The 25,916-nt window shown below is 37.8% G+C and carries 25 protein-coding genes and 2 other annotated features; of the genes, 2 read left to right on the top strand and 23 right to left on the bottom strand.

What is annotated here, in order from left to right; genetic code table 11:
* Positions 1-5: 5 nt before the first annotated feature.
* Positions 6-243 (bottom strand) — a binding site (T-box leader).
* A gap of 51 nt (positions 244-294) precedes the next feature.
* Positions 295-1,044, bottom strand: a complete 750-nt coding sequence (locus tag ML543_RS05215; protein WP_243386099.1) for a TrmH family RNA methyltransferase — start codon at positions 1,042-1,044, stop codon at positions 295-297.
* 161 nt (positions 1,045-1,205) lie between these two features.
* Here ML543_RS05215 and sspI point away from each other — a divergent pair, with 161 nt between their 5' ends.
* A complete protein-coding gene (gene sspI, locus ML543_RS05210; RefSeq protein WP_243386098.1) occupies positions 1,206-1,415 on the top strand; it encodes a small acid-soluble spore protein SspI in 210 nt (69 codons plus the stop codon).
* Positions 1,416-1,653: 238 nt separating this feature from the next.
* Here the strand turns inward: sspI and ML543_RS05205 are convergent, their stop codons facing one another.
* Together ML543_RS05205 and ML543_RS05200 are read right to left on the bottom strand one after the other, a co-directional pair.
* The gene (locus ML543_RS05205; RefSeq protein WP_243386097.1) at positions 1,654-2,742 is read right to left on the bottom strand and encodes a M42 family metallopeptidase; all 1,089 of its coding nucleotides are present in this window, start codon (positions 2,740-2,742) and stop codon (positions 1,654-1,656) included.
* A 67-nt stretch (positions 2,743-2,809) separates the two neighbouring features.
* Positions 2,810-3,298 carry a dUTP diphosphatase gene (locus ML543_RS05200; protein WP_243386096.1) on the bottom strand — a complete coding sequence of 163 codons (489 nt, stop codon included), beginning with the start codon at positions 3,296-3,298 and terminating at the stop codon, positions 2,810-2,812.
* Positions 3,299-3,429: 131 nt separating this feature from the next.
* Between ML543_RS05200 and ML543_RS05195 the strand changes: the two genes are divergently transcribed.
* Positions 3,430-3,822: a sigma-w pathway protein ysdB gene (locus ML543_RS05195; protein ID WP_341482342.1), complete on the top strand. Its 393-nt coding sequence runs from the start codon at positions 3,430-3,432 to the stop codon at positions 3,820-3,822.
* A 109-nt stretch (positions 3,823-3,931) separates the two neighbouring features.
* On the opposite strand, the gene ML543_RS05190 is transcribed toward ML543_RS05195, so the two are convergent.
* The 20 genes from ML543_RS05190 to ML543_RS05095 all read right to left on the bottom strand — a co-directional run bounded on the left by ML543_RS05190 (position 3,932) and on the right by ML543_RS05095 (position 25,738).
* A complete protein-coding gene (locus ML543_RS05190; RefSeq protein ID WP_243386095.1) occupies positions 3,932-4,186 on the bottom strand; it encodes a DUF1294 domain-containing protein in 255 nt (84 codons plus the stop codon).
* Positions 4,187-4,267: 81 nt separating this feature from the next.
* Positions 4,268-4,627 carry a 50S ribosomal protein L20 gene (rplT, locus tag ML543_RS05185; protein WP_243386094.1) on the bottom strand — a complete coding sequence of 120 codons (360 nt, stop codon included), beginning with the start codon at positions 4,625-4,627 and terminating at the stop codon, positions 4,268-4,270.
* A gap of 30 nt (positions 4,628-4,657) precedes the next feature.
* Entirely contained in the window at positions 4,658-4,858 is a 201-nt protein-coding gene (gene rpmI / locus ML543_RS05180; protein ID WP_243386093.1) for a 50S ribosomal protein L35, read from the bottom strand.
* 16 nt (positions 4,859-4,874) lie between these two features.
* Positions 4,875-5,396, bottom strand: coding sequence for a translation initiation factor IF-3 (gene infC, locus ML543_RS05175; RefSeq protein ID WP_243386527.1), 522 nt, complete (start codon positions 5,394-5,396; stop codon positions 4,875-4,877).
* A gap of 61 nt (positions 5,397-5,457) precedes the next feature.
* Positions 5,458-5,596: a sequence feature (ribosomal protein L20 leader region), on the bottom strand.
* A gap of 122 nt (positions 5,597-5,718) precedes the next feature.
* Positions 5,719-7,650 carry a threonine--tRNA ligase gene (thrS, locus tag ML543_RS05170; protein WP_243386092.1) on the bottom strand — a complete coding sequence of 644 codons (1,932 nt, stop codon included), beginning with the start codon at positions 7,648-7,650 and terminating at the stop codon, positions 5,719-5,721.
* Positions 7,651-7,991: 341 nt separating this feature from the next.
* A complete protein-coding gene (gene ytxC, locus ML543_RS05165; protein WP_243386091.1) occupies positions 7,992-8,837 on the bottom strand; it encodes a putative sporulation protein YtxC in 846 nt (281 codons plus the stop codon).
* A 678-nt stretch (positions 8,838-9,515) separates the two neighbouring features.
* Positions 9,516-10,454, bottom strand: coding sequence for a primosomal protein DnaI (gene dnaI, locus ML543_RS05160; RefSeq protein WP_243386090.1), 939 nt, complete (start codon positions 10,452-10,454; stop codon positions 9,516-9,518).
* 14 nt (positions 10,455-10,468) lie between these two features.
* Positions 10,469-11,866, bottom strand: coding sequence for a replication initiation and membrane attachment family protein (locus tag ML543_RS05155; RefSeq protein WP_243386089.1), 1,398 nt, complete (start codon positions 11,864-11,866; stop codon positions 10,469-10,471).
* 60 nt (positions 11,867-11,926) lie between these two features.
* Positions 11,927-12,385: a transcriptional regulator NrdR gene (gene nrdR / locus ML543_RS05150; RefSeq protein WP_243386088.1), complete on the bottom strand. Its 459-nt coding sequence runs from the start codon at positions 12,383-12,385 to the stop codon at positions 11,927-11,929.
* Between the two features lie 101 nt (positions 12,386-12,486).
* Positions 12,487-12,867, bottom strand: a complete 381-nt coding sequence (locus tag ML543_RS05145; RefSeq protein ID WP_243386087.1) for a cytosolic protein — start codon at positions 12,865-12,867, stop codon at positions 12,487-12,489.
* A 99-nt stretch (positions 12,868-12,966) separates the two neighbouring features.
* Complete coding sequence (gene speD / locus ML543_RS05140) at positions 12,967-13,347, bottom strand: adenosylmethionine decarboxylase (protein ID WP_243386086.1); 381 nt, start codon at positions 13,345-13,347, stop codon at positions 12,967-12,969.
* Positions 13,348-13,862: 515 nt separating this feature from the next.
* Complete coding sequence (locus ML543_RS05135) at positions 13,863-14,885, bottom strand: glyceraldehyde-3-phosphate dehydrogenase (protein WP_243386085.1); 1,023 nt, start codon at positions 14,883-14,885, stop codon at positions 13,863-13,865.
* Between the two features lie 458 nt (positions 14,886-15,343).
* The gene (gene coaE, locus ML543_RS05130; protein WP_243386526.1) at positions 15,344-15,949 is read right to left on the bottom strand and encodes a dephospho-CoA kinase; all 606 of its coding nucleotides are present in this window, start codon (positions 15,947-15,949) and stop codon (positions 15,344-15,346) included.
* 18 nt (positions 15,950-15,967) lie between these two features.
* Complete coding sequence (gene ytaF / locus ML543_RS05125) at positions 15,968-16,606, bottom strand: sporulation membrane protein YtaF (protein WP_279326562.1); 639 nt, start codon at positions 16,604-16,606, stop codon at positions 15,968-15,970.
* Between the two features lie 89 nt (positions 16,607-16,695).
* Positions 16,696-17,520, bottom strand: coding sequence for a DNA-formamidopyrimidine glycosylase (mutM, locus tag ML543_RS05120; protein WP_243386084.1), 825 nt, complete (start codon positions 17,518-17,520; stop codon positions 16,696-16,698).
* An 89-nt stretch (positions 17,521-17,609) separates the two neighbouring features.
* Positions 17,610-20,237, bottom strand: coding sequence for a DNA polymerase I (polA, locus tag ML543_RS05115; protein ID WP_243386083.1), 2,628 nt, complete (start codon positions 20,235-20,237; stop codon positions 17,610-17,612).
* A 393-nt stretch (positions 20,238-20,630) separates the two neighbouring features.
* On the bottom strand, positions 20,631-21,557 hold the full coding sequence (hflC, locus tag ML543_RS05110; RefSeq protein WP_243386082.1) for a protease modulator HflC: 927 nt from the start codon (positions 21,555-21,557) through the stop codon (positions 20,631-20,633).
* A complete protein-coding gene (hflK, locus tag ML543_RS05105) occupies positions 21,547-22,521 on the bottom strand; it encodes an FtsH protease activity modulator HflK (RefSeq protein WP_243386081.1) in 975 nt (324 codons plus the stop codon). Before hflK ends, hflC begins: the two co-directional genes overlap by 11 nt.
* A 747-nt stretch (positions 22,522-23,268) precedes the next feature.
* Positions 23,269-25,020 carry a two-component system histidine kinase PnpS gene (gene pnpS / locus ML543_RS05100; RefSeq protein WP_243386080.1) on the bottom strand — a complete coding sequence of 584 codons (1,752 nt, stop codon included), beginning with the start codon at positions 25,018-25,020 and terminating at the stop codon, positions 23,269-23,271.
* Positions 25,013-25,738 carry a response regulator transcription factor gene (locus ML543_RS05095; RefSeq protein WP_243386079.1) on the bottom strand — a complete coding sequence of 242 codons (726 nt, stop codon included), beginning with the start codon at positions 25,736-25,738 and terminating at the stop codon, positions 25,013-25,015. Before ML543_RS05095 ends, pnpS begins: the two co-directional genes overlap by 8 nt.
* Positions 25,739-25,916 lie beyond the last annotated feature (178 nt).

Below are 25,916 nucleotides of genomic sequence, written 5' to 3'. Positions count from 1 at the left end.
CCTCAAAAAGGGACGAGTTAAATTCGCGGTACCACCCTTGTTAACAAAAGGATGTAACATTCCTTCTGTTCACTTGTATACGATAACGGCATTTGCCGGTACACCTTTACATACTTCCATATGGTCCAAGTGCCAACTCAGGAGGTGAATTCATTTACTTCTGCCATAAAAATGCTTCCAGTCAAGGCATTTTCTCCCTATAATGGTGAGCGGTAAACTACTCTTCTCCATCATCGTTATTTGCATTTATTCAATTGATTTTTATTATATGAAAAAAAATATACGGACGCAATATTATTCCGCAAAATGATACATTAAAATCCCTGCAGCAATCGCTACATTCAGCGATTCAGCCTTACCATATATAGGGATATACAAGTTATGATCTGTTTGCTTTAATACCTCTTGAGACACTCCATTCCCTTCATTTCCAACAATAATAGCAAAGGAATTCGTTCGCTCTACATCTCGATACGGAGTGCTATTTTGTAATGACGTACCATACACAGGAATGCTGAGTTGCTTAAGCTCTTGAATCATCTCAGTTAAGTCCCTTTTTACAATTGGAATGTGGAAAATGGACCCTTGAGTAGATCTGATGACTTTTGAGTTAAAGACATCGACCGTCCCTTTCCCTAGAATGACAGCGTCCAAATTCGCCGCATCAGCAGTCCGAATGATTGTTCCTAAGTTACCCGGGTCTTGAACAGCATCGATTAACAACACTCGTTGGAAAGAGGATTGGAATTCTGAAACAGGTTGCTTACATACTGCTAAAATTCCTTGAGGTGTTTCAGTGTCAGATAATTCTTTGAAAATCTCCTCTGTTACGCACGTAACTTCTTTTGCGTCTATATCCCATTCAGCTGGTAAAGTAGTCGATGGTGTAATTACTAATTCTACAACCGCTTCTACGTTTAAAGCTTCTTCTACAAGATGAAATCCTTCAACCATAAAACGTTTTGTCTTTTCTCGTTCCTTTTTCGTTAAAAGCTTTTTTAGCGCTTTTACTTTTGGATTTTTTAATGATTCTATCACTTTCAATTCGTGTCGATCTCCTTCAATGTTTACTTAGCGTAACAAGCGTACCATCTTCTAAAGGACGTTTTCAACTATCCGTACATAAACCTTTTGAACAGGGGAAAAATAAGGATATCGGTTGTGTGTTTTAATTGCTTCAAAATGGATGAAAAGGGGGTGATACTATGAATTTAAATTTACGTCAAGCGATCATAGCTAATGTTTCTGGAAATACACAGGATCAATTAAAAGATACTATTGTTGATGCGATACAAAGCGGGGAAGAAAAGATGCTCCCGGGATTAGGCGTTTTGTTTGAAATTATTTGGAATCAAGCTGATGAAGCAGAAAGGCAAGAAATGCTACAATGCCTTGAACAAGGACTGAAACATTAATCAAAAAGCATTCCTTGTACAAAGAGTAAAGAGGAACCCATTCATTTAGAAGCAATAGACGGCCACTCCAGCCGAATGAGCAACCAGGCAAGTGCCCATGAAGGTAGGGGAGGCTTGTTATGTTTATCTGTAAAAAGCGTCCACCTTTCACAATTGAATGGATGACCTCTTAGAAAAGTCTTGTATTCTCAAACAAAGAATGGGTGTCCTAGCTACTTTTGGGACACCCTCTTTCTTCTTACGAATCAAATGTGATTTTATGAACAGTTTCACGATCTAATCGTTTAATAATTTCAGTTATCAGCCTCACTGTATTCTCATAGTCATCACGATGTAGTAAAGCTGCATGAGAGTGGATATAACGTGTTGCAATTGTAATGGATAATGCTGGAACGCCGTTAGCCGTTAAATGAATGGCACCTGAGTCTGTTCCACCACCTGGAATTGCATCAAATTGATAAGGAATTTCTAATTCATCGGCAATTCCTGTTACAAAATCACGCAATCCTTTATGGGACACCATCGAAGCATCGTATAAAATAATTTGAGGTCCTGCCCCTAATTTTCCTTGTGCTTCTTTTTCTGTTACACCTGGCGTATCACCTGCAATCCCAACATCAACCCCAAAAGCGATATCCGGTTCAACCGTATGAGCAGAAGTACGAGCACCGCGTAAGCCAACTTCCTCCTGTGCTGTCCCCACACCGTACACTACATTTGGATGGTTTTCATCTTTTAAATGTTTGAGCACATCAATCGCAATTGCACATCCAATTCGATTGTCCCATGCTTTCGCTAAAAGCATCTTTTCATTTTGTAGTACCGTAAATTCAAAGTATGGAACGACTTGGTCGCCAGGACGCACTCCGAATTCCATCGCTTCTTCACGACTTGACGCACCGATATCAATGAACATATCCTTAATTTCGACCGGCTTTTTACGAAGCTCAGGTGGTAAGATGTGTGGTGGCTTTGAACCTATGACACCTGTTACATCGCCCTTAGACGTCACAATTGTCACACGTTGTGCAAGCATCACTTGACTCCACCAACCACCAACAGGTTGAAAACGAATAAACCCTTTATCATCAATTTGAGTGACCATAAAACCTACTTCATCTAAATGGCCAGCGACCATAATTTTCGGCCCTTCTGGGTCCCCTACCTTTTTAGCAATTAAACTTCCAAGACCATCCGTTGATACTTCATCTGCATATGGAGATATGTATTTCTTCATCACTTCACGTGGTTCACGTTCATTACCAGGAATACCCTTTGCATCCGTTAATTCTTTCAGCATGGTTAAAGTTTCATCTAATTTCGCCATGACCTAACCTCCTTTATGTCAACATATCCATTATACAAAAAGTCTAAATATTCTACAAAGCACACAATCAATATCCTTGGTTTTGCCGCTCGTGATTCACTTCATTTTTTGATATGTACGCATCGTAAATATTTTGTACAGAAAATTCAAGTGCGAGCCCGAGCTGAATATATTGTGTAAACAATGCCTTGTATTGATTCAGCGTTGTATGTTCATCGACCTCTGAAATAGCTTGGAAAAGGTTGAGGAAATGATCTGTTAAATCGATTTTTTTATCTTCTTCAATTGAAAATGAGACATCTTGTAAATTCAGTTCAAGTCCAATTGAAAGAAGAAAATGTAGCCCATCCACATATTCCTCTAAAATAATTTCTTTTTCAGAGGGTGGTTTAACACTCCAAAATTTAAAGCACCGTGTTTCATTAGCAAGCTCACCTAACTCAACTAAAAAAGCGAGAACTTTTCGCTTTAGAAGGGATTCATGTTGGAGTTGATGCTTTGTTTCAATATGATTATCTAAAACGTATTGCAGGTCAAATAGTTTTTGAACGTCCATCTAGTTCACCCCAGTCCAGTTTATCTCAAAAAAATTATAACAGATTCGAATTTAGTTGAAACCTTTCTGTACTTCAAACGTATGGAAAGAATAATGCTTAACGTAAAATTCTATTCGGGAGGGTATCTTTAATGATGATTTTAATAGTTCGTCTCCTACTATTTTCTTTTTTCGTCTTTTTGATTTATCGACTTGTTCGTTATTTTCTCAGTCCAAAACGAAAGTTGGAGCTTGCCTATGAACAAAAAGCCTTTTTTCTTTTAGACGATACGGACAACGTTCGAAAAAATTTCCACATCACCTATAAAGGGGCCCTATTTGAAGGGGAAAAATATTTAGGTACGACGAACACTTCATTTGAAGTTATCTCAATTTTCATTTGGACAAAGACCCCCGAACGATTAAAAGGTCTAACGAAAAACGATTTTCTATTTCTAGAGGAGAAAGTGCTTGAAAAGTACCCACATGCAAAAATTGATTGGAAAAGTCCGATTAAGGAGCTTGTAGCAGACAATGAGGCATGAAAAACGGGATGTGTTCGAAACTTTTTTGCACCCGTACAAGTGCTACCCTACACGGATAAATGGTCGACTGGCAAGGCTTTCTTCTTGCCAGTTGCCTATAAATAAGTGGCTATAACAAAAAGAACGTCATCACGATGTGAATAACAGTAAGTATTGGCAAACCGATGCGAAATGTAAGATGCCTTGATTTATGACGTAGAAGGTGCATCGCTACCATCATCATGAACGCTCCACCAAAAAACGCAATGAGCCATAACGTACTTTCACGAATACGCCACCGGTTTCTTTCCGCTTTCCGCTTATCCCGCCACATTGAAATAAATCCGATAAAATTGACAATCAACAAATATACCCATATGTACATGTTTCATACCCTTTCTCATTTTGAAGCTTTTCCACAAACTAAAAAGCCACTCTCACAATGGAGAATGGCTTTATTATAACATTACTTGTTTAATTGAGCTTTAGCAGCTTCCGCTAATTGAGCGAATGCTTTTTCGTCGCTAACTGCTAATTCAGCTAGCATTTTGCGGTTTACTTCGATACCAGCTAATTTTAAACCGTGCATTAAACGGCTGTAAGAAAGGCCGTTCATACGTGCAGCAGCATTGATACGAGTAATCCAAAGCTTACGGAAGTCGCGTTTTTTCTGACGACGATCACGGTAAGCATACATTAAAGATTTCATTACTTGCTGGTTAGCAACTTTATATAAACGATGTTTAGAACCGAAATAACCTTTCGCTAATTTAAGTACTTTCTTACGACGTCTACGAGTAACAGTTCCGCCTTTTACGCGTGGCATAATAATTCCCTCCTAATCCTATTTCCAAAATTATTTAAGGTTTGTTAGCATTTCACGGATACGTTTGAAGTCACCTTTGCTCACAACTGCAGACTTGCGAAGCTTACGCTTTTGCTTTTGAGATTTGTTCGCAAATAAGTGGCTTGTGTATGCATGAGAACGTTTTAATTTTCCAGATCCAGTCTTTTTGAAACGTTTCGCTGAACCGCGGTGAGTTTTCATTTTTGGCATAAGGTGTTCCTCCCTTTTAGTTCTTTTCGTTATTTGGCGCTAGCACTAGGAACATGCTACGTCCATCCATTTTCGGTTTAGATTCAATCGAGCTTACGTCTGCACAAGCTTCAGAGAAACGGTCAAGCACACGCTGTCCGATTTCTTTATGTGTAATCGCACGACCTTTAAAACGGATCGTTGCTTTCACTTTGTCCCCTTTTTCAAGGAACTTACGTGCATTACGAAGCTTTGTATTGAAGTCATGTTCTTCAATCGTCGGGCTAAGACGAATTTCTTTAACGTTAATAATCTTTTGCTTCTTACGTGCTTCTTTTTCTTTCTTTTGCTGCTCAAAGCGGAATTTTCCATAATCCATAATACGAGCAACTGGTGGTTTTGCGCCTGGCGCAACCAACACTAAGTCTAAGTTCGCACGAGATGCTAATTCTAAAGCTTCCTGACGTGATTTAATTCCTAGCTGATCACCGTTTTGACCAATTACACGCAATTCACGAGCGCGAATGCCCTCGTTTACAAACATGTCTTTGCTAATAATGAGCCACCTCCAAGGTTTTTTAACTGAATAGCGCGCTACGTTTTAAGTCGAATAGGTTTTGCATAACAAAAACGTGTGAGTGCATACTACACCCACACGTTGCATACAAATCTACTGTCAATTGTTGAAATATGCAAGAACCTGCCAACTGCAAAACGTTGCGTCAATCAGGTGAGAAGCGGGTGCTTCTGCTTCATTTAAAATTCACTATTCAATTCCATTTACCTTGAAGATTATATCATAGACAAAGAATCTTTGTCAACGTTTATCCATTTAAAACAACAATTTGTATTATACTACTGCTGAAACAAAAATGCAACCATTATTTTTTAGCTTCTTTCACTAATCCTTCAACAAATTGTGCAAATGGCATCGTTTCTGATTTTTGTTCACCATACTTACGAACATTTACTGCTTCTTCTTTAATTTCGTTATCCCCTACTACAAGCATATATGGAATTTTCTTCATTTGAGCCTCACGAATCTTGTAGCCGATTTTCTCATCACGTGCATCTAATTCCACACGTATTCCTTCGCGCTGTAAATTCTCTTTAACTTGTTTTGCATAGTCGAGATGAACAGCAGGTGAAACTGGAATTACTTGCACTTGTACAGGCGCAAGCCATGTTGGGAATGCTCCTTTATATTCTTCAATTAAGAAAGCAACAAAGCGCTCCATCGTTGATACGACTCCTCGGTGAATAACGACCGGACGGTGTTGTTTTCCATCTTCCCCAACATACGTTAAATCAAAGCGCTCTGGTAATAAGAAATCAAGCTGAACTGTTGATAGCGTTTCGTCTTTTCCTAATGCTGTACGCACTTGTACATCTAGCTTCGGCCCGTAGAATGCAGCTTCTCCTTCTGCTTCATAATAGTCTAACCCAAGCTCGTCCATCGCTTCTTTCAACATGCTTTGCGCTTTTTCCCACATTGCATCATCGTCAAAATATTTTTCCGTATCTTGTGGGTCACGATAGGATAAACGGAATGAATAATCTTTAATACCAAAGTCTTTGTATACTTCCTCGGTTAAGCGAACAACTCGAATAAATTCGTCTTTAATTTGGTCTGGGCGAACGAAAATATGTGCATCGTTTAATGTCATACCACGTACGCGTTGAAGGCCAGTTAAAGCCCCTGACATCTCGTAGCGGTGCATCGTTCCAAGTTCTGCGATACGAATTGGAAGCTCACGGTAACTGTGAATTTCGTTTTTGTAAACCATCATGTGATGAGGGCAGTTCATCGGACGTAAAACAAGTTCTTCATTGTCCATTTCCATTTTCGGGAACATATCTTCTTGATAATGATCCCAGTGACCAGACGTTTTATATAAATCAACGCTACCTAACACCGGTGTATAAACATGTTCATATCCAAGTTGAACTTCTTTATCCACAATGTATCGTTCGATTGTACGACGAATTGTCGCCCCTTTCGGCATCCATAGCGGTAAACCTTGTCCGACTTTTTGGGATGTTGTGAATAAGTTGAGCTCTTTCCCTAATTTACGGTGGTCACGCTCTTTCGCTTCTTCTAACAAGCGTAAATGTTCTTTTAAGTCCTCTTTAGTAAAGAATGCCGTTCCGTAAATACGTTGAAGCATCTTGTTGTTACTGTCTCCACGCCAATAAGCTCCAGCAACGCTTAATAATTTAAACTCTTTAATCTTACCAGTAGACGGGACGTGTACACCACGACATAAATCAAAGAATTCTCCTTGTTCATAAATGGAAATTGATTCACCCTCTGGAATGTCATCAATTAACTCCAATTTTAAATGGTCACCAATCTCTTCGTACATTTTTTTCGCCTCATTGCGGCTGACTTCTTTACGAATGACTGGCAAGTTTTCTCCTACAATTTTTTTCATCTCTTTTTCGATTTTCGGAAGATCTTCAGGAGTAATCGCTTCTTCCATATCAATATCATAATAAAACCCGTTTTCAATAACAGGACCTACTCCAAGCTTTACATCTTTATATAAACGCTTGATCGCTTGTGCCATAAGGTGAGCAGTACTATGGCGTAAAATTTCTAGTGCATCCTCAGAACCTTGCGTAACAATTTCAATCGCACCATCATTTTCAATTGGTGTGCTTAAATCAATGAGATTTCCATCTAATTTACCAGCAATTGATTTTTTCTTAAGCCCTGGGCTAATAGAAGCAGCAATTTCTTCTGTTGTGATTCCTTTTTGGAACTCCTTTACTACTCCATCAGGAAATGTAATTTTTACAACTTCTGACATCTTTGTCACTCCTTCAAAACTTTTTTTACAAATAAAAAAACCCGTCCCTAAAAAAGGGACGAGTATTATGTACATCTCGTGGTTCCACCCTTGTTCCCAAACATTAATAAAAATGGTTGGCTCAAGACACGTTAACGGGTGTTAAGCGTCAGTAATTACTAAGTACATACCGTTCACTACTGAAGTTTAGAGGTGGTAAGAGCACTACTCGTGTTAGGAAGGTTTCAGCCTATGCCTTCCCTCTCTGGGAACCGTCATAATACTCCCATGTCCTCATCATAACTTGTAATTATGAGGTTTACCCGTATTATAGACGGATTTCTCTATGAAATCAAGTTATGCTAAAAAGAAACTTTTCGCTCGTAAAATAATGAACGCGAGATGAGCTCCAACCGCTCTTGAAAAATATTTTGAATCGTTACAATCATCCCTTCGTCCTGATCATCCGAATAAAGAGAAATATACTTGGGAGCCATCGAAACGAGTGGAGCAAGCAAATGCGAATCGATGTACATCGGATGCTGATAAATAAAATCTCGGTCAATTGACCTTTTCAAATCCTCAGGAGAGAATTCAAGAAAAGCTTCACCGTAAATAGCAAAACGAGAAGAACCCTCGTGAAGTATATGGAGGTGGTGAACTTTCGGTTCCTTTTTCATAATATAGTCGCGCAAACTTTGTATAAAGCTTTGATACTCTTGCTCTAGCTTGTACTCTTCAATTGAAATTTCAACATATTCACATAATCGTTCTACATAATGATTCAGGCGAAAACGAATAAATGATTCCATAAAAAAATCAAGATTTGGATGCAAGAAGCTCAGAAAAGACGAACGTAAAAAAGACTCTCTCGGCTCAAACTGCTTCACCTGAGGAATTTCGTGACGCTCACCCTCTATAATACTTTGAGCTATATGTAAAATTTGCTGCTGTTCATCTTCATCTGTAAAATAAAACCGATCCCGAATAATAGATAAGAGCAGTTGAGGTTCCTTAACTCTTGTCATAAACGTTAAAAGAGATGGTAACAATACTTCTTCCAAAAATTCATACCATTTTTCACTTTTACATGTGACCACATTTTCTTTTTCTTTCCACACGGTGTCACGCCCAAATGTTATCATATCAATTAGTATGTTTAAAAAGTGATCTGCTTCTTTTTTTGTTGAGAGTACAATTTGAACCACCAGTCTCCCCCCTTTTTCCCAACACCTGCTTCTATGTATATGGGAGACTTGGCTTCTTTAGAAGTAAAATCAATGTCTTTTATAAAACAGTCTTGTCGAAAGAGATTGATGCAATAAGTTCATCGACCATTGATGAGGTGGTGTTCGTTTGCAACACCTCCTACGCAACGAATGCCCTTTTAACAATACCACAAGAATTTCCATATTCATTTATAGTAAAGTAAGAAAAGCGCAAAGCGCAATCCTTAGGCGAAGGGCGCTTTAGAACCTGCGAGGAGGCTTCCGTCGCCACAGCAAGGCCAAAGCAACCCGAGCTGATGGCGCTTGGAGCTAGACACCAAAAAAACTGTAAAGAGAATACTTTATTGAACTTAAACTTCCTGTAACAAGTACATAAGAAGGGGCTGTCCAAAAACCAAAAAGGACAGCCCCTTTCTTCGTAAATGAAATTCAGTTGATTTCATTTCGGTCGCACACACTTTCCGGACTTGCACAGGACGTGTTGGCCACAGGACGTGGCCGCTTTTAGCAGAGGTTCATTCAATTATCTCCTTCTCAACTCGCAAGCTCGTCTGCTGGGTCTGCAGCTCGTGCTGGTCCCGCAGGGGTCGCCACCTTTCGCCTATCATTTCATGTTAAATTAGAAACATTTTTACAAAAACAGCTCACGCATTCATGTTAATTTTCCAGTCGTCGATTCTTTCCTTCCAGCTCCATCGGTGTAGCTAAATATTTTATTCGCTCCATAATTCTCAACGCTTTAACTTCTTCCATCTCCCCACGTTGAGAATATGTGAGGTGATGTTGCAATCCGTCCAAATCAAAATTTGAGGTAAAAAATGTAGGCAAATTCTCAAGCATTCGATATTGGAGGATCGCTCCTAATATGTCATCTCTCATCCAACTGGACATGGATTCAGCGCCAATATCATCCAGCATAAGAACACGCACATTTTTCACAGCATCTACTTTTTCGTTTAATGATTGATCATGAATAGAACCTTTTAATTCACGCATAAATTCGGGAACATACACAATCATCGATGGGATATTTTTCGCAGCAAGTTCATTCGCGATAGCCGAAATGACATATGTTTTCCCTACCCCAAATGGACCGTGTAAATACAAGCCTTTCATTTGTTTTCCATTCGAATACTGTTCAACAAAATCATGAGCATAGCTCACAACTTGTAGTCTACTCTTATCATCTAACGCAATATTGTCTAGTTCTGCTCGAAGAACTTCTTTTGGAATGTACATACTTTTCACTAACGACTCGTGACGTTTTCGCTCTTCATACGCTATTTTTTTTGCACACTCATTATACGTACAATCAATAGTCTTTCCTTGAATAACAAGAGATGGGGTATACCCTTTAACTAAATTTTTACATTGCTCAAATGAGCTACACTGTTCACAATTTTTACTTTGCCCCGTAAATTCATACAATTTGACTAAAGAGCGGTCAATCATCGCTCGATCAATTTCCGATGAGTGCTCTTGAATAAATTGTTTTATTTTCGGATCTGCTAAAACGGTTTTTCGTAACTGATTAAATCGCTCCTGAAAATCTTGCCGTTTCACAAGCCCTTGTAAACTCTTTTCAATCGATTCCATTGCTACCCCTCCTTTCATTCTTCATTCTTTTGTTTATTTTTAAACCGTTTAATTTTTTCTTCTAATTTCCTTCGTTCTCGCTCAAACTCTTCATCATCAATTTCTTTTTCTACCGTCTCTTCATTTTGATTATTTTTCAACCACTTCGGTAATTTTTCTTTACGGATAATTGGCCTTCTTTTCTTATCATTGGATGTTTTAGCTTCCGCCCACTCTTGGTATTGACGATGCTCTTTCTTCGCCATTTCCACTGCCTCTTTTACCGTTTTCACACCTTTTCTTCCCCAATGGCTTGCTATCTTTTCAACATACCCTTTTTGTAGCTTCATGTCCGTTCTAAGCATGACATAATAGACTAAGACATTTACAACACCAGGTAGAAGCTGATATTTAAACATAACATCTTCTAGTATGCGCAAATCAGAGGGCGCTGGTTCAATTCCACCAGAGATATCGACGAGAAATTGCTTCGGTGTAAGAGATTCTAACTGTTCAATTAGCTCACGATCTTTATCATCTAGATGATCTGATTTAGCCACACGATAAGCAATGGGTTGAACCTTCTCCACCAATGAAGGAAGCTCTCCACCATATTCTAACTGATACCAATCACGAGCTGATTTTCTTAGTTTTTCAATATTAACCTCTTCATTTACATCCATCGCATCTAATACGACATTTTTCATTTCAATTGGGCCAATTGAATAAACATATGATAGCTTTTTAATGGCTTCTTTCACAGAAGGCGTAATCGACTTTTTCGGGATGAGGTTCTCGGAAATGCCAGCTAAAAATAACGAAAAGTCAAACACTTCATCGCCAACCGAAACAGTAGCTCCTTTAGATCGGTCGACATAATCCCTTGCTAATTCCATTCCTTCTTCCGGTTCTGTCTTCAACTCTGACAATAAGACGGATTGAAATACTTCATCAAAATTGCGTGTAATATTTCTCGCTTTTTCATTCATGGACTCGTCCGAGAAAAAGGCTTTTAATTGCTGATACCGGTTTTTCCCTACCCGATTATATAAAAAAACATTTAACATGCCGTCTTGAAAAAACCATTTCGGGGAAAGAGGTGGTTGTAATTCGTAAATAAATTTTTTCGTATCTATTTCTTCTGCCACGTACGTTTTTAATAGCCCCAATCCTTCAAGCTTTAATCGCTCTTGATAAATCTCATTTAACGGCAGTTGCATCATGCTCATTAATACATGGTGTGTGGATTCAGAACCGGAAAGTTTATTTTCCTCCACTTCACTCCAAAGTGACATAAACAAACTATACGCTTTCACACCAATTAACGGTTGGTATAGCATTGTCATAACTTTACGATCATAATCATGTAGCATACCATTGGTACGAACTACGTAGCGATCGACGGGTACTAGCTCTTTCCAATGATAGTTCACTCGTTACTCAAACCTTTCTATAACCGTTTAAAAAAAGAGCTTATTTACCTTTAAGCTCTTTTAGCGTTCTTTTTTGATTAATTCCTTTAACTCTTCAATGAAGACATTTATATCTTTAAATTGCCTATATACCGAAGCAAAGCGTACATACGCTACGTCATCTATTTCCGCTAAGCGATCCATAACCATCTCACCAATCGCATCGCTATTCACTTCTGAAACCCCTTGATTTCTCAATTCTTTTTCAATTTCGTGCGACAAATCTTCCAATTGCTTCAATGCAACTGGGCGCTTTTCACAAGCTTTGATGAGACCACGAAGCATCTTTTCACGACTAAATTCTTCTCTAGTCCCTTCCTTTTTCACAACGATAAGAGGTATCTCTTCCACTTTTTCAAATGTCGTGAATCGGTATTGGCAATCTTCACATTCCCTCCGTCTTCGGATTGATTTTCCTTCATCTACTGGACGAGAATCAAGCACTCTTGTACCTTGGTGATGACAGGAAGGACATTTCATATGACCATCTCCATTTCTATAGTGATTGCACCTACCACGTTAGCCTACTATCATCATATTAAAAAGAACTTTAATAAACAAGCTTGTCAATCACATAAATGCTAGTTTCGATCGACTTTCGGCAACTTTTGATCCAATTGTTGGTACAAAGAAGCGATAACTTGTTTACTAAAACCAAAGTCAATTGGAAGTGGCGTTTCTGTAGACACCGTAAAGTCAATTGCTGTTTCAAATGGGCGAACAGTAACAACAGACACAACCATAAATGCTTTTTTTCTAAGCTTTACATTTACACTCATTTCACCACGTTCTTCTGATACATGCCCGACCTCAAAGCCCTGCAACTGTTTGAAAACTTCTTGTAGTGTTGCTATTGCCGTTTTCTTAGTAACTTTATAGTAGCGACTTCGTAATTGAGGATCGTCGTGGTGTTCTCTCGTTTCTTGTTGATTGGTAAAAATTGATTGTATTTTTTGCAACATCCTTATCAACCCCACTTACTAAAACGATATACTTCTATCATATAACAAAAAGAGGTGCAGATTAATATCTGACACCTCTAAACTTTTCATTATTTCCTTTTACAGTACATTGGCTTGTTTTTGCTTCACTTGCACAGGTCCCATTCCACGTGGGATTTCAATATTTTCACGCGTTTCTGCACCAAGTGCTTCCGCAATATAGTCAGCTGCAATGTTTGGATCTAAATCACCGCATGTATAAACATCGATGCTTGCATAGCCATGCTCAGGAAAGCTGTGAATTGTTAAATGTGATTCAGAAATAATGACAACTCCGCTGACACCTTGAGGCGCAAATTTATGAAACGCAACCTCGCGAATTTCAGCACCAGATTTTAATGCTGCATCAACAAATGTTTTTTCAATAAAATCCATATCGTTTAACTTATCAAAATCGCATCCCCATAACTCAGAGATAACGTGACGTCCCATTGTTTCCATCGTTATGGTCCCCCTTTAACTTAATTTTTTATGAATTCTTCGCACTTTGGCATGTTCAACTACCACGGGGGAAAGTTAGTCCAGAGAGGTCCTAACCCTTTAAGTAGTCACATTACCTTGCGTTTAAGAAGTTCACGAAACATAGTATATATGGTTTATATTGTTTTTGCAACACACTTTTTTTAAAAAAGCTTTGTTATTTTCGCAATCTCACGAACCAACTGTCGAGCTACTGGGACCTCTTATATCCCATTGTCTACATAAAATTGAATTACTTACTATTCATACTTTAAAAAGCCCACTCGGTTGCTCGTCCGATTACTATCTTTCCCTGACTTTGTCGTTCTATCATCTATTCTCATGGGAATTTTTGTACATGTAAAATGCAATAGGTTCCTTTCGCATTCACTCTACAAGGACGATAAATACCGTTGTAAAAGCTTGTAGAGTAAAAAGAAAAAGGTGTTCAAAAGCGGACAATCCGACTTTTAAACACCTGATGATAAAAGATGTGTTTACACCGTTGTTAAATGTTTCATCTTAGATGCAACCATTTTCGTTAAATCAACGACACGACAAGAGTAGCCCCACTCGTTATCGTACCATGCTAACACCTTTACTTTCTTCTCTCCAATTACCATCGTCGTTAATGCATCAATCGTAGCAGAGTACTCGTTCGTATTATAATCTACGGATACAAGCGGTTCTGTTGAAACGTCTAAAATGCCTTTTAATGGACCTTGAGAAGCTGTAATAAATGCTTCATTAATTTCTTCTGCCGTTACTTCACGCTTTAAATCAACGACTAAGTCAACAAGTGAAACGTTCGTCGTTGGTACACGCAACGCAAGTCCATGTAATTTTCCTTTTAATTGTGGTAGTACTAATGATAAAGCCTTAGCAGCTCCAGTTGTCGTCGGAATGATTGATTGTCCACAAGCTCGAGCACGACGTAAATCTTTATGCGGGTTATCGATATTCTTCTGATCATTTGTATATGCATGAACGGTAGTCATTAAACCGTTTTCAATTCCAAACTGTTCGTCCAACACCTTCGCAACAGGAGCTAAACAGTTCGTAGTACAAGAAGCATTTGAAATAATCACATGCTCGTTCTCATTGTAAATGTCTTCATTTACCCCCATTACAATCGTAACATCTTCTTCTTTACCAGGAGCGGTTAATATTACCTTTTTAGCACCCGCTTCAACGTGCATCATCGCTTTATCGCGAGCATTGAATTTCCCTGTTGCTTCAATGACGATATCGATATCAAGTTCACCCCATGGTAATTCTTTAGGGTTTCGGTTATTGAGTAAAAGAACTTTATGACCGTTTACTAATAAATGATCATCTTTTGGAATTACTTCTCCTTGGAATTTACCATGAGTTGTATCATATTTTATTAAATGAGCTAACGTTTCAGCCGGATAGCTCGCATTAATTGCGACAATATTTAATTCTTCTTCTAAGATTGCCTTACGAAACACCATTCTCCCAATTCGTCCAAAACCATTAATCGCGATTTTAGCTTTCATATATATCCCCTTCCAGCTAATTATGTTATACTTTTTAAACCTTTATCTGATAATTAGTATATCATAATTAAGTCATAATGGAATGATAAAAATGAACATTTTTTAAAAAAAGCACTTTTGTATACTTTGTTCCTTACTTAATCATGAAATAATGTAATACATGCGGGAAGGTCAGCGACTCCAAAGGAAACAGCACGAGCTAAAACTAGACAGCCCCTGCCCTTGAAAAGCGTACGCCTTAGCATAATTGGTATAATCAAAAACCATTACCGCAATCTCATTCCTATACAATTTGAATCTCTTCTGTTACACGATTTATATACTGAATTTAAACTTCATCATTTTCTTAACTTTTCACATTAAATGCCCCTTCATACCTCTACATGTCGATTAAAAAATAGAAAATGACATAAAAAAAGACATCTACATCCGTATTAGATGAAGACGTCTTCTTTTTCTTAATCGTGAATAACATTCCATTTTTCTAATATCGCTAAAAGTTGTTCTTTTGATTCTTCCATTGTCCCATTATTATTTATGACCTCATCAGCCTTCGTCACTTTCTCACGTAAGGGCATTTGCGCATTTATTCGTGATAATGCCTCTTTTGTGGAATAACCGTTCCGTTTCTTTAAACGGTCTAATTGTGTATTCTCATCAACGTAAACAACGATGATTTTCTCTACAAGGTGCGTTAAGTTACTTTCGAAAAGCAAAGGAATATCTAATACGATGAGCGGTTTGTTTTCATTCCTATACAATTCTTGTTGCCTCATCATTTCTTTTCGAACAGCTGGATGAACAATTTCGTTTAATTTCTTTCGCTTCTGTTCATCTTGAAAGATTATACTTCCTAATTTAGCACGATTTATAGATTTATCTTCGTTTAATACTTCCTCACCAAACGCTTCCACAATTTGTTCATACGCTTTTTCTCCTACTGCCACGACATCCCGAGCAATGACATCTGCATCAATCACAGGAATGGATTGTTCTTTTAACATGTTAGCTACAGTACTTTTTCCACTGGCAATACCCCCAGTTAATCCTACTACAAGGGACATCATTAAAACCTCCATCTTCTACATTTTTAATATCCCGATTAATATTAGAATAAATCCAGGAATCCAAGATACTTTATCCATAATTGACATTTTTGAAAATAAATGGCCTGCTTTAATTCCTCCGTATACAAATAAAGAACTCATCGTTGCAACTAAAATGGCCATCGTAAGCGGAGAATATCCGAGTAAAGCCGCTCCAATTCCTGCTCCGAAAGCATCTAAAGAAAGAGCAAGCCCTAATAATAATGCTTCAACACCCGTAATCGTTCCTGATTTATCCATATCTGCAGCGGTAGGCTTTCGTAAAATTTGAACAACGATTCCGAGCGATTTAATCTCTACATTAAATAAAGTCTTTTCGTTATAGTCATCAATATCTTCTTGTTCATTTGAACGAAAAAATTGATACAATACCCATGCTCCAATTAATATTAAAATAGCACCACCTAATCGTTCCGTCACAACGGGTGGCAACACTTTGATCAAAAGCTGTCCAATCATCATTGAAGCTAAGAGTGTCATCGCTGAACAACATGCAATGATGAATATTGATTTAAATGGAATTTTTAATTTTCTCAACCCGTATGTGAGCCCGACCGAAAAACTGTCTAAACTCACGGCAAATGCTAATAAGAAAAGAGACATTGATAGTATCATTTTTATCGCCCCTTCAGAACCAATTAATACCATAGTATATAGGGACGACAAAAAATATGTTCATTGGACAATAATAGGACTTCAAACGATTATTTTTGACAATTCTCGCAAAAGTGAGTTCCTCGACCACCGACCACTATTTTTTGAATGTTACTTCCACATTTTTTGCATGGCTCATTTGCACGTCCATAAACAAACAATTGCAATTGAAATAATCCGATCTTTCCCTGTGAGTTTACATAAGAACGGATTGTACTCCCCCCTTGTTCCACAGCTTCTTCAAGCGTTAGAATAATTTGTTCCCTCAATCGTTCCATTTCTTCAATCGTTAAATGTTTCGCCAACCTTTCCGGATGAATTCCTGATCGAAACAACGCTTCATCAACATAAATATTTCCTAATCCAACAAGTACTGATTGATCAAGCAAAAGTGGCTTTATTTTACGATTCGTAGATGCAAGCTTCTGTTTAAAATACGATGGGGTTAACTCCTTTTCCACTGGTTCTGGCCCGAGCCCACAAAGCGGTAACTGCTTTTCTTCCTCTCCAATCGGGAACAAATGCATCGTACCAAATTTCCGCACATCTTTATAACGTAACTCTGTACCATCCGTGAACGAAAACATTACGTGCGTATGTGCTTCTAAATTGTCCTTCTTATCATATAGCCCGTATCTTCCTTCCATGCGAAGGTGAGAAAGTAAAACATAATCTTGGAAAAAGATCTTTAAAAACTTTCCCCTTCTTCCGACATCTTGAATGGTTTGCCCCACAAGCATTTCACAAAAGGTTTCAACATTTAATGGGTGCTTAATCATTTTCGGCCACGAAACAGTGACATGTTCAATTGTCTTTCCTTTTACTAGAGCTAATAACGTTTTTCTTACCGTTTCTACCTCTGGTAATTCTGGCATTTGAAATTCTCCCTTAAACTTTAATTTTCTATAACAACCTGTTCATAAAGAAGAGGCGCTAGAACTGCTCTAGAACGCCCCCTCTATGTCTACTTTGCTTCATACCAAGATGGACCGTAAGAATAATCCACTTTGAGTGGTACTTTTAATTCAAGTGCTTTTTCCATAACATTCGGTACGAGCTCTTCCAAAATATGCACTTCATCTTTTGGTGCTTCAAAAATGAGCTCATCGTGTACTTGTAGTAGCAACCTAGATTTTAATCCTTTTTCCTTCAACTCTTTTGCCATATGAATCATTGCCACCTTTATAATATCAGCAGCACTTCCTTGTATCGGGGTATTCATCGCAGTCCGTTCAGCAAAGCTTCTCACGTTAAAATTCCGGCTTGTAATTTCAGGAATGTACCGACGTCGTTGCATCAATGTGGTAACATATCCTTTTTGCTTTGCCTCTTGGACAATATCGTCCATATATTCTTTAACACCTTGGAAGCTTTCGAAATATCGTTCGATAAATTTTCCTGCTTCCTTACGAGTTATTCCTAAGTTTTGAGATAAGCCGTAATCACTGATTCCGTACACAATTCCAAAATTGACTGCCTTTGCTTGACGCCTCATATTGGAAGTAACGTCCTCTTCTTCTACATGAAAAACATCCATCGCCGTTTTTGTATGAATATCACGGTCTTCACGGAATGCCTCGATTAAATTCTCGTCTCCCGAAATATGAGCTAACACTCGTAATTCAATCTGTGAATAATCGGCAGCAAAAATAACCCAATCTTCTTCAGAAGGTACGAACGCTTCTCGAATTTTCCTTCCTTCTTCTAAACGAATCGGTATGTTTTGTAAGTTCGGGTCGGTTGAACTTAAACGCCCCGTTTGCGTTAACGCCTGATTAAAACGAGTATGCACTTTGCTTGTGCCTTTATGGATAACTTTTAATAATCCTTCTATATAAGTAGACTGAAGTTTACCTAATTGACGATAATGAAGAATTAACTCGACAATCTCATGTTGATCTTTTAATTTCTCTAACACATCAGCTGAAGTAGAGTAACCTGTTTTTGTTTTTTTAATGACAGGTAGCTCTAATTTCTCAAACAATATGACACCAAGCTGTTTCGGTGAGTTAATATTGAATGACTCCCCAGCCAATTCGTGGATCTTTCCTTCTAAATCGCTCAACTGTTTTTGTAAATCTTCCCCCATTCGTTGAAGGCGATTTTGATCAACACGAACACCCGTTACTTCCATCTCTGCCAAAATGATTGATAATGGAAGTTCTAGTTCATGAAACAGCGTATATTGCTCGTTTTCTTTTAACTGTTTTTCTAACCGTTCTTTTAGCTGCTGTACGACAAATGCTTTTCTCGACACATGTTCTGCTAACTCATGAATTTCTGGTACGTGGCGTTTTGCACCTTTTCCGTACACAGCTTCATCAGATTGTACGAGCTGCAAGGCATGTTCCTTCCCTACCGTTGCTAAATCATCAGACGATAAAGAAGGGTTTAAAATGTATGAGGAAAGCAATACATCGAATTGAATCCCTTTAAGGGTCAACCCTCGCCACTTCAGAGCCACAAAGGCTTTCTTCCCGTCATACACAATTTTGGCTTTCGTCTCATCCTCTACCCATTTTTTAAACCTTTCTGATTGAAGAGCAACCTCTGTGGAGACGAAGTAATTTCCTGTTTCATTTGAAAGTCCGAAACCGATGATTTCTCCTGTATGATAATTTTCCTCTAACATTTCTACTACGATTGCCGTATCATTCGTTAGCATTTCGTCAGTCACATCTTCAACGATTTCGTAGGAGATGTCAGAGATTTCTTCCTGTTCCTCTGTTGCTCCGCCTAATTTTTCAAGTAATGAATTAAATCCTAATTCTTTATAAATCGCTTGAACAGCCTGAGTATCAAAACCGTTGTACTCGATCTTATCAAGCTCAACAGTGATTGGTGCATCACAATTAATAGTGGCTAATTCTTTACTCATAACCGCTTGTTCTTGATATTGCTCAAGCTTTTCTTTCAATTTCTTTCCGCTTACTTCATCAATAGATTCAAGTAGTTTTTCGACAGTTCCAAACTGCTTTAATAATTTAATGGCTGTTTTCTCACCCACTCCAGGAACACCTGGAATATTATCCGAGGAATCGCCCATTAACCCTTTCATATCAATAATCTGATTAGGAGATAGTCCGTATTTCTCTCGAATCATTTCAGGTGTATAATCATCTACTTCTGTAATCCCTTTACGTGTAATTGCCACCGTTACCTTCTCAGTCGCAAGTTGAGTTAAATCTTTATCTCCAGAAATAACTTTTACATCAAATCCGTCTTGTTCCGCCTTTTTCGCAAGTGTTCCAATAATATCATCCGCTTCATAGTTCTCCAATTCATAACGCGCGATGCCGTAAGCATCTAGCAGCTCACGTATGAACGGGAATTGCTCAGATAATTCAGGGGGTGTCTTTTGTCTCCCACCTTTGTACTCCTTAAATGTTTCATGGCGAAACGTCGTTTTCCCAGCATCAAATGCTACAAGCAAATGCGTCGGCTTTTCTTCTTCTAAAATTTTCGTTAATATGTTCGTAAACCCGTAAATTGCATTTGTATGTATGCCTTTATCATTATTTAATAAAGGAAGAGCAAAGAACGCTCGATATGCGATACTATTCCCATCAATTAATACTAGCTTTTTCACCACGTGAAAAACCCTCCATTTCTTGTTCCTTACTACTCTTTTTATGTTTTCCTATACATTGTTACTTTTACAACCAATTTAAGATAGTCTTAGGGAGACCTGTCTCGTTTCAGCTCCACTTTTCTACTTGCCTACTTGGCACATATGACTGTGAGTTCTCAACAATCCCTCAACATCCCACCGGAGTCAAGTTTACTTAGAGCAAAAAAACTCTGAACAATGTATTCTATTCAACCTATAATCAACAATTTTATTTTGTTCAGTTGAACTTTAGATTTTCTAGTCATCCAATTCATAAATTACGCATTATGTATACTTACAGCACAACATAAAACCATGCTTTTTTCTATTCTATCACGTTACCGTTCAGAAAGAAAAAGCATGGTTTTCATTCATTTATTCACCCATTAAGATTTGGGCATACGGTGAGTCAAATGGAATAATGAGAACCGTTTCCTCATCAATTGTTTTCTTGTAAGATTCTAGTGTTCTAAATAAACTATAGAAATTGGCATCTTTCGAGTAGGCTTCATTATAAATTTTAGCCGCCGCCTCTTCACCTTCACCACGAATCTTATTCGCTTCGGCATCTGCTATCGCCAGCATTTCTGTTACTTGGCGATCAGTTTCAGCTATAATTCGGTTTTTCTCGGCATCTCCCATTGATAAGTATTCTTGCGCTTTTGATTCTCGTTCAGAAATCATTCGTGTATACACAGATTTTTCGTTTTCTTCTGGTAAATCCGTTCGTTTCATCCGAACATCTATCACAACTATCCCGTAATTATTTTTTTCTAAAAGATCGTTTACGATGGCCGTTACTTGATCATTAATACTTCCACGTGATGATTTCTCATCATTTATAATCTCATCATAATTCAATTTTCCTAGCTCGGACCGAACAGTTGAAAAAATAAACTCAGACATTTTCGCTTCCGCATTCACAACATTTCTTGCATTGGCAATCATTTTTTTCGGATCTTCAATGCGCCACACGGCATAATTATCGATTAAGATACGTTTTTTATCCTTCGTATTGATTTCCGCTTCTTCTACATCATAAGTCATTTTATATTTTGGTAATGATTCAGCTGATTGAATAAACGGAATTTTGTAATTCAAACCTGGTTCTTCAATGATGCGAACAACTTCTCCAAATTGTCGGATAACCTTGTATTCGTTTTCTTTTACGATAAAAACGTTGCTAATAGCGAAGATCACTAAAATAAGGAACGCAATGATCGCGATTCCACTTCTCATATATTTCTTCCATTGAAACTTATCATTTGACCGTTCCATGTTCACGACTTTGTTATTGTCCATTCTCACCACTTCCTTCCTGTGGAGGTAAAGGAGTTGAATCATTTTTACTCATCTGTGATATAGGGAAATACTTCATTGTATTTCCGTCATCCTTCATAATATAAATTTGAGCATTCGGAAGGACTTCATCAATTGTTTCGAGGATAATCCGCTTCTTCGTAATTTCTGGCGCGTTTTTATACTCATTGTATAATGAGTTAAAGAGCGCCACGTCTCCTTTTGCTGTTTCAATACGAGCTGCTTTATCTCCAAGAGCTTTTGAAATGATTGCGTCTTTTTCCCCTTCCGCTTCTTGCGTCCGTTTATTTTTGTATTTATTTGCTTCATTAATCTTTGTATTCATCGTTTCCCTAGCATCTGTAACATTAGTAAATGCTTTACGAACTTCATCATTTGGCAAGTCAACGTCTTGTAATTTTACAGCTAAAATGGAGATCCCCACATCATACTTTTCCATTAATGAAGTTAACAACTCTTGGACATTTGCCTCAATTTCAACTTTTCCGGATGTTAGTGCATCATCAATTTTTGAACTTCCGATAATACTTCTTAATGAAGCTGATGTAGCATCGTGTAAAATTTCTTCTGGATCTTCAGCATTAAATAAATACTTTCCAGGATCGGTAATTTTCCATTGAACGACCATATCTGCTAAAACGATATTTTCGTCACCTGTAATCATTTTCGTTTCTTTCGGATAGGCGGTGATCTCACCATTTTCTTCTTTGTATCCAAATTGTAAACTAAAGGTTTCTTTGGAGAGCTTTTCAACCGTTTGAATTGGCCATGGCCATTTAAAATGAAGACCTGGTTGACTTACTCCCTCTTCTACTTCACCAAATGTAATAATGACAGCTTGTTCCGATTCATCAACTGTATACCATGTAGTCAACGCAAATACACCTAACAAAATAATGACAATCGATAAACCGACAATGGTATAAATCCTTTTAACACTCCCCATCGAGCAACCCCCCAAAAAGTTCTGTATCACTCTACTAAGTATTACGCGTCCATGTCAAAAAAGTTTCAAGAAAATGAAAAACATTAATAATTTATGAAAAAAGGTGAACAAATTAGAGTTGGAATGATTTATGCAACTGCTTAAAGCTTCGTACACCTAGATAAGAATAAATGATTCGATTCAAATGTTAAAAGAAGTAATTATGAGGATGAAAATAAAGGTGTTTTATTTAGCCCTTTTCTATGAGGGTGTTGTTTTTCGTTATATCATTAAATTAGAGAGGCAGTCCCACCGAACGAAGCCAATCAAAATCAAAGATTTCGCGAAAGGTTTTCTTACCTAAAAAACTACCACATTCTTTGGTCAACGTCGCGTTCTTTTCGTCACGTGCAACACTCTGCAAAACGTCCGCCTATTACGATAAGGGGTTTAGAAGATAGAAAGACAAAATAAGAAAAGCGCAAGTCCTTAGGCGAAGGGCGCTGGAGGACCTGCGAGGAGACTTCCGTCGCCACAGCAGGGCCGAAGCGACCCGAGCTGATGGCGCTTCGAGCTAGACACCAAAAAAACGGTAAAGAGAATACTCTAACACTTTTTTGAACTTAAACTTTCTGTAACAACAAAAAAAGGACGAGAACACATTCATGTTCTCGTCAACGATTGGCTCCTTGGATGAAGGGGTTTTCATGTATTATCTTAACAGACTATTATTAATTTAAAATAAATTAGTTGTAAAAATATTGTAAACTAACCTATTAATTTTTCTGTTTGAAAGGTTATTGTAAAGACAGTCCCTTCACCCAATTCACTCTCTACTTGAATATCTGCCGAATGAGCTTCAACTAAATGTTTAACAATTGCTAATCCAAGTCCTGTTCCTCCAGAGTTTCTCGCTCTCGCTTTATCAATACGGTAAAATCTTTCAAATATACGTGGCAACTCATCTTTGGCGATGCCAATCCCTGTATCTTTTACTCTGACAACTGTTTCACCGTTAACATACTCAAGTTCGAGAATTACATCCCCATCAGGCTTCGTGTACATAATGGCATTATTTACTAAATTAATAAAGATTTGCTTTAACCTGTAAGGATCCCCTTGAATTAGTCCTTTTTGAGCTGGGACTACTAATGTAAGATGGATGTTCCGCTCATTCGCTTTCCCTTCCAACAAAGTATAAATTTCTTCTAAAATTTCACCGATATTACAAGGTTGGATGTTTAGTTTAAACCCTTGCTGCTCTATTTTAGATAAATCCAATAAATCCTGAATGAGAGATTGTAAACGCTCACTCTCTTTTAAAATGATGGATAAAAAGGATTCTAATGTTTCCCGATGTTCCATCGCTCCATCTAGCAATGTTTCAGAAAAGCCTTTGATTGAAGTAATCGGTGTTTTCAGTTCATGCGAAACATTCGCCACAAAGTCTTTTCTCATTTGCTCTAGCTTTTTCAACTCGGTAATATCATGGAAAACAAGAACGATTCCTTTCCACTCATCGTTGTTACCGATAATTGGAGCTCCATAAACTTCAAAGTGTCTCCGTTCGAGACCTAGCGGGAGCATTAAATGTTTCCGAATTTTTGATTCAGTCATAAATACTTCCTCAACTAAATCGGAAACCTCTTTATGAGCGAAAACATTATAGTAAAGTCTATATAGAAAATCTTCTGCTTTAACTTGAAACAACTCTTTATAAGCTTTATTTACGAGATTTACGTAACCTCTTCCATCAATTAATATAAGGCCGCTCCCCATATTTTCAATAAGTGTTTGCAGTCGATCATGTTGCATCTCCTGAGCACGGGTCATATCCTGCAAGTTACGAGCAAGTACATTAAGAGCTTGACTTAACATTCCCGTTTCATCTAAATCTTGTTCATACGTTCTTGCTTTATAGTTCCCTTTTGCCAATTCAATGGCGACCTTTGTTGCAGATTCAATCGGTTTCGTATACTCTCTCGTTATTCGAACTCCTAAAATAAGAATAACAAGAAATGCTAGACCTAAACTGGCAATGAGTAAAAACCATACGTCTTTGCTCATCGACTTTAACGCGTTTACCGGAGCACCGAGAACGAGATACCCTTCTATCTCTTTACCTTTTACAATAGGGTAGCCGTAATAAAATACTTCATTTCCTTTTTCCCAAATACGAAATCCCTCTGTTTCATTCCGATAGTTTGCAATAATTAAATCGCCAATTGTTTGTTCTTGATTATATGAACCCTTAGACTGGTACATAACGTTTCCATTGGCATCATACAGAATGACTTGGGAGTTTAATGTCGTATGAGCCACTTCTATTAGCTCTTCTACCTCGATTTCATTTGACTCCAATAATTGCTCGATAAGCAAAACTTCCTTTTCAAATCGCTCTTCAAAAGTCCGCAAATAGAAAGAATTAAACAGTTGCCCTAAAATTAAGCCAAGCGCAACTAAAACAGCAATTATTAAAGTGGTTAATGCAAATAATAGTCGAGAACGAAATTTAGTCATTTAGCTTTGGTTCCTCCAACTTGTAGCCTAATCCACGAATTGTCTTAATATAAACAGGTTTTTTCGTGTTTCGTTCAATTTTTTCTCGTAAATGACTAATATGAACATCAACAATTCTCGTATCACCAGCAAAATCATAGTTCCAAACAGCACTTAGCAATTGATCTCGTGTCAATACCCTTCCCTTATGTTTCCCTAAGTATAGTAACAACTCAAATTCCTTAGGAGTTAAGTCTAAATGCTCATTTGCAAAATAAGCCTCATAATGCTCTGGCATAATTTTCAATTCACCGATTGTAATTTGATTCGGATTATTATCAACTGTTTTCGTTTCTTGTGATTGAACTGATGCTGCGACACGTCTTAATATCGCTTTCACGCGCGCTACGACTTCTCGAGGACTAAACGGCTTTGTCAAATAATCATCAGCCCCAAGTTCTAATCCTAATACTTTATCAAATTCATCATCTTTTGCTGTAAGCATTAAGATTGGTGTACCTACTTTTTGTTGACGGAGTTGTTTACACACTTCCATACCATCCATGCTCGGTAGCATAAGATCCAAAATAATCATGTTTGGTGACTCTTCAAGCGCTTTATTGTAACCTTCTTGACCGTCAGAAGCTGTTATTACTTCAAACCCAGCCTGCTCTAAATTGTATTGAAGAAGCGTTACAATCGATTGCTCATCATCAACAACTAAAACTTTTTTACCCATAATGATCATCCAACTTTCTTGTCAAATTTCCCCTTATCCAAGAAATAAATTTATTTAAATGCCAATTGTTTTTCATATTAAATATTGTTGCTTTTTCAGACATTTTTCAAATGAATTCTGTACATTGCGCTCTAGACACTTGTTTTTCTCTACATCCCGCAGGAGTCATATGTCTTCC

The organism is Bacillus kexueae, from assembly GCF_022809095.1.
Classification (GTDB): domain Bacteria; phylum Bacillota; class Bacilli; order Bacillales; family Aeribacillaceae; genus Bacillus_BZ; species Bacillus_BZ kexueae.
This window is presented reverse-complemented; position numbering and strand designations above follow the sequence as displayed.

Coding starts and splice junctions, on each gene's coding strand:
- sspI (WP_243386098.1), top strand. CDS start 1,206: ATGAATTTAAATTTACGTCAAGCGATCATAGCTAATGTTTCTGGAAAT.
- ML543_RS05205 (WP_243386097.1), bottom strand. CDS start 2,742: ATGGCGAAATTAGATGAAACTTTAACCATGCTGAAAGAATTAACGGAT.
- ML543_RS05200 (WP_243386096.1), bottom strand. CDS start 3,298: ATGGACGTTCAAAAACTATTTGACCTGCAATACGTTTTAGATAATCAT.
- ML543_RS05195 (WP_341482342.1), top strand. CDS start 3,430: ATGATGATTTTAATAGTTCGTCTCCTACTATTTTCTTTTTTCGTCTTT.
- ML543_RS05190 (WP_243386095.1), bottom strand. CDS start 4,186: ATGTACATATGGGTATATTTGTTGATTGTCAATTTTATCGGATTTATT.
- rplT (WP_243386094.1), bottom strand. CDS start 4,627: ATGCCACGCGTAAAAGGCGGAACTGTTACTCGTAGACGTCGTAAGAAA.
- rpmI (WP_243386093.1), bottom strand. CDS start 4,858: ATGCCAAAAATGAAAACTCACCGCGGTTCAGCGAAACGTTTCAAAAAG.
- thrS (WP_243386092.1), bottom strand. CDS start 7,650: ATGTCAGAAGTTGTAAAAATTACATTTCCTGATGGAGTAGTAAAGGAG.
- dnaI (WP_243386090.1), bottom strand. CDS start 10,454: ATGGAATCGATTGAAAAGAGTTTACAAGGGCTTGTGAAACGGCAAGAT.
- nrdR (WP_243386088.1), bottom strand. CDS start 12,385: ATGAAATGTCCTTCCTGTCATCACCAAGGTACAAGAGTGCTTGATTCT.
- ML543_RS05145 (WP_243386087.1), bottom strand. CDS start 12,867: ATGTTGCAAAAAATACAATCAATTTTTACCAATCAACAAGAAACGAGA.
- speD (WP_243386086.1), bottom strand. CDS start 13,347: ATGGAAACAATGGGACGTCACGTTATCTCTGAGTTATGGGGATGCGAT.
- ML543_RS05135 (WP_243386085.1), bottom strand. CDS start 14,885: ATGAAAGCTAAAATCGCGATTAATGGTTTTGGACGAATTGGGAGAATG.
- coaE (WP_243386526.1), bottom strand. CDS start 15,949: ATGTCCCTTGTAGTAGGATTAACTGGGGGTATTGCCAGTGGAAAAAGT.
- ytaF (WP_279326562.1), bottom strand. CDS start 16,606: ATGATACTATCAATGTCTCTTTTCTTATTAGCATTTGCCGTGAGTTTA.
- mutM (WP_243386084.1), bottom strand. CDS start 17,520: ATGCCAGAATTACCAGAGGTAGAAACGGTAAGAAAAACGTTATTAGCT.
- hflC (WP_243386082.1), bottom strand. CDS start 21,557: ATGGACAATAACAAAGTCGTGAACATGGAACGGTCAAATGATAAGTTT.
- hflK (WP_243386081.1), bottom strand. CDS start 22,521: ATGGGGAGTGTTAAAAGGATTTATACCATTGTCGGTTTATCGATTGTC.
- pnpS (WP_243386080.1), bottom strand. CDS start 25,020: ATGACTAAATTTCGTTCTCGACTATTATTTGCATTAACCACTTTAATA.
- ML543_RS05095 (WP_243386079.1), bottom strand. CDS start 25,738: ATGGGTAAAAAAGTTTTAGTTGTTGATGATGAGCAATCGATTGTAACG.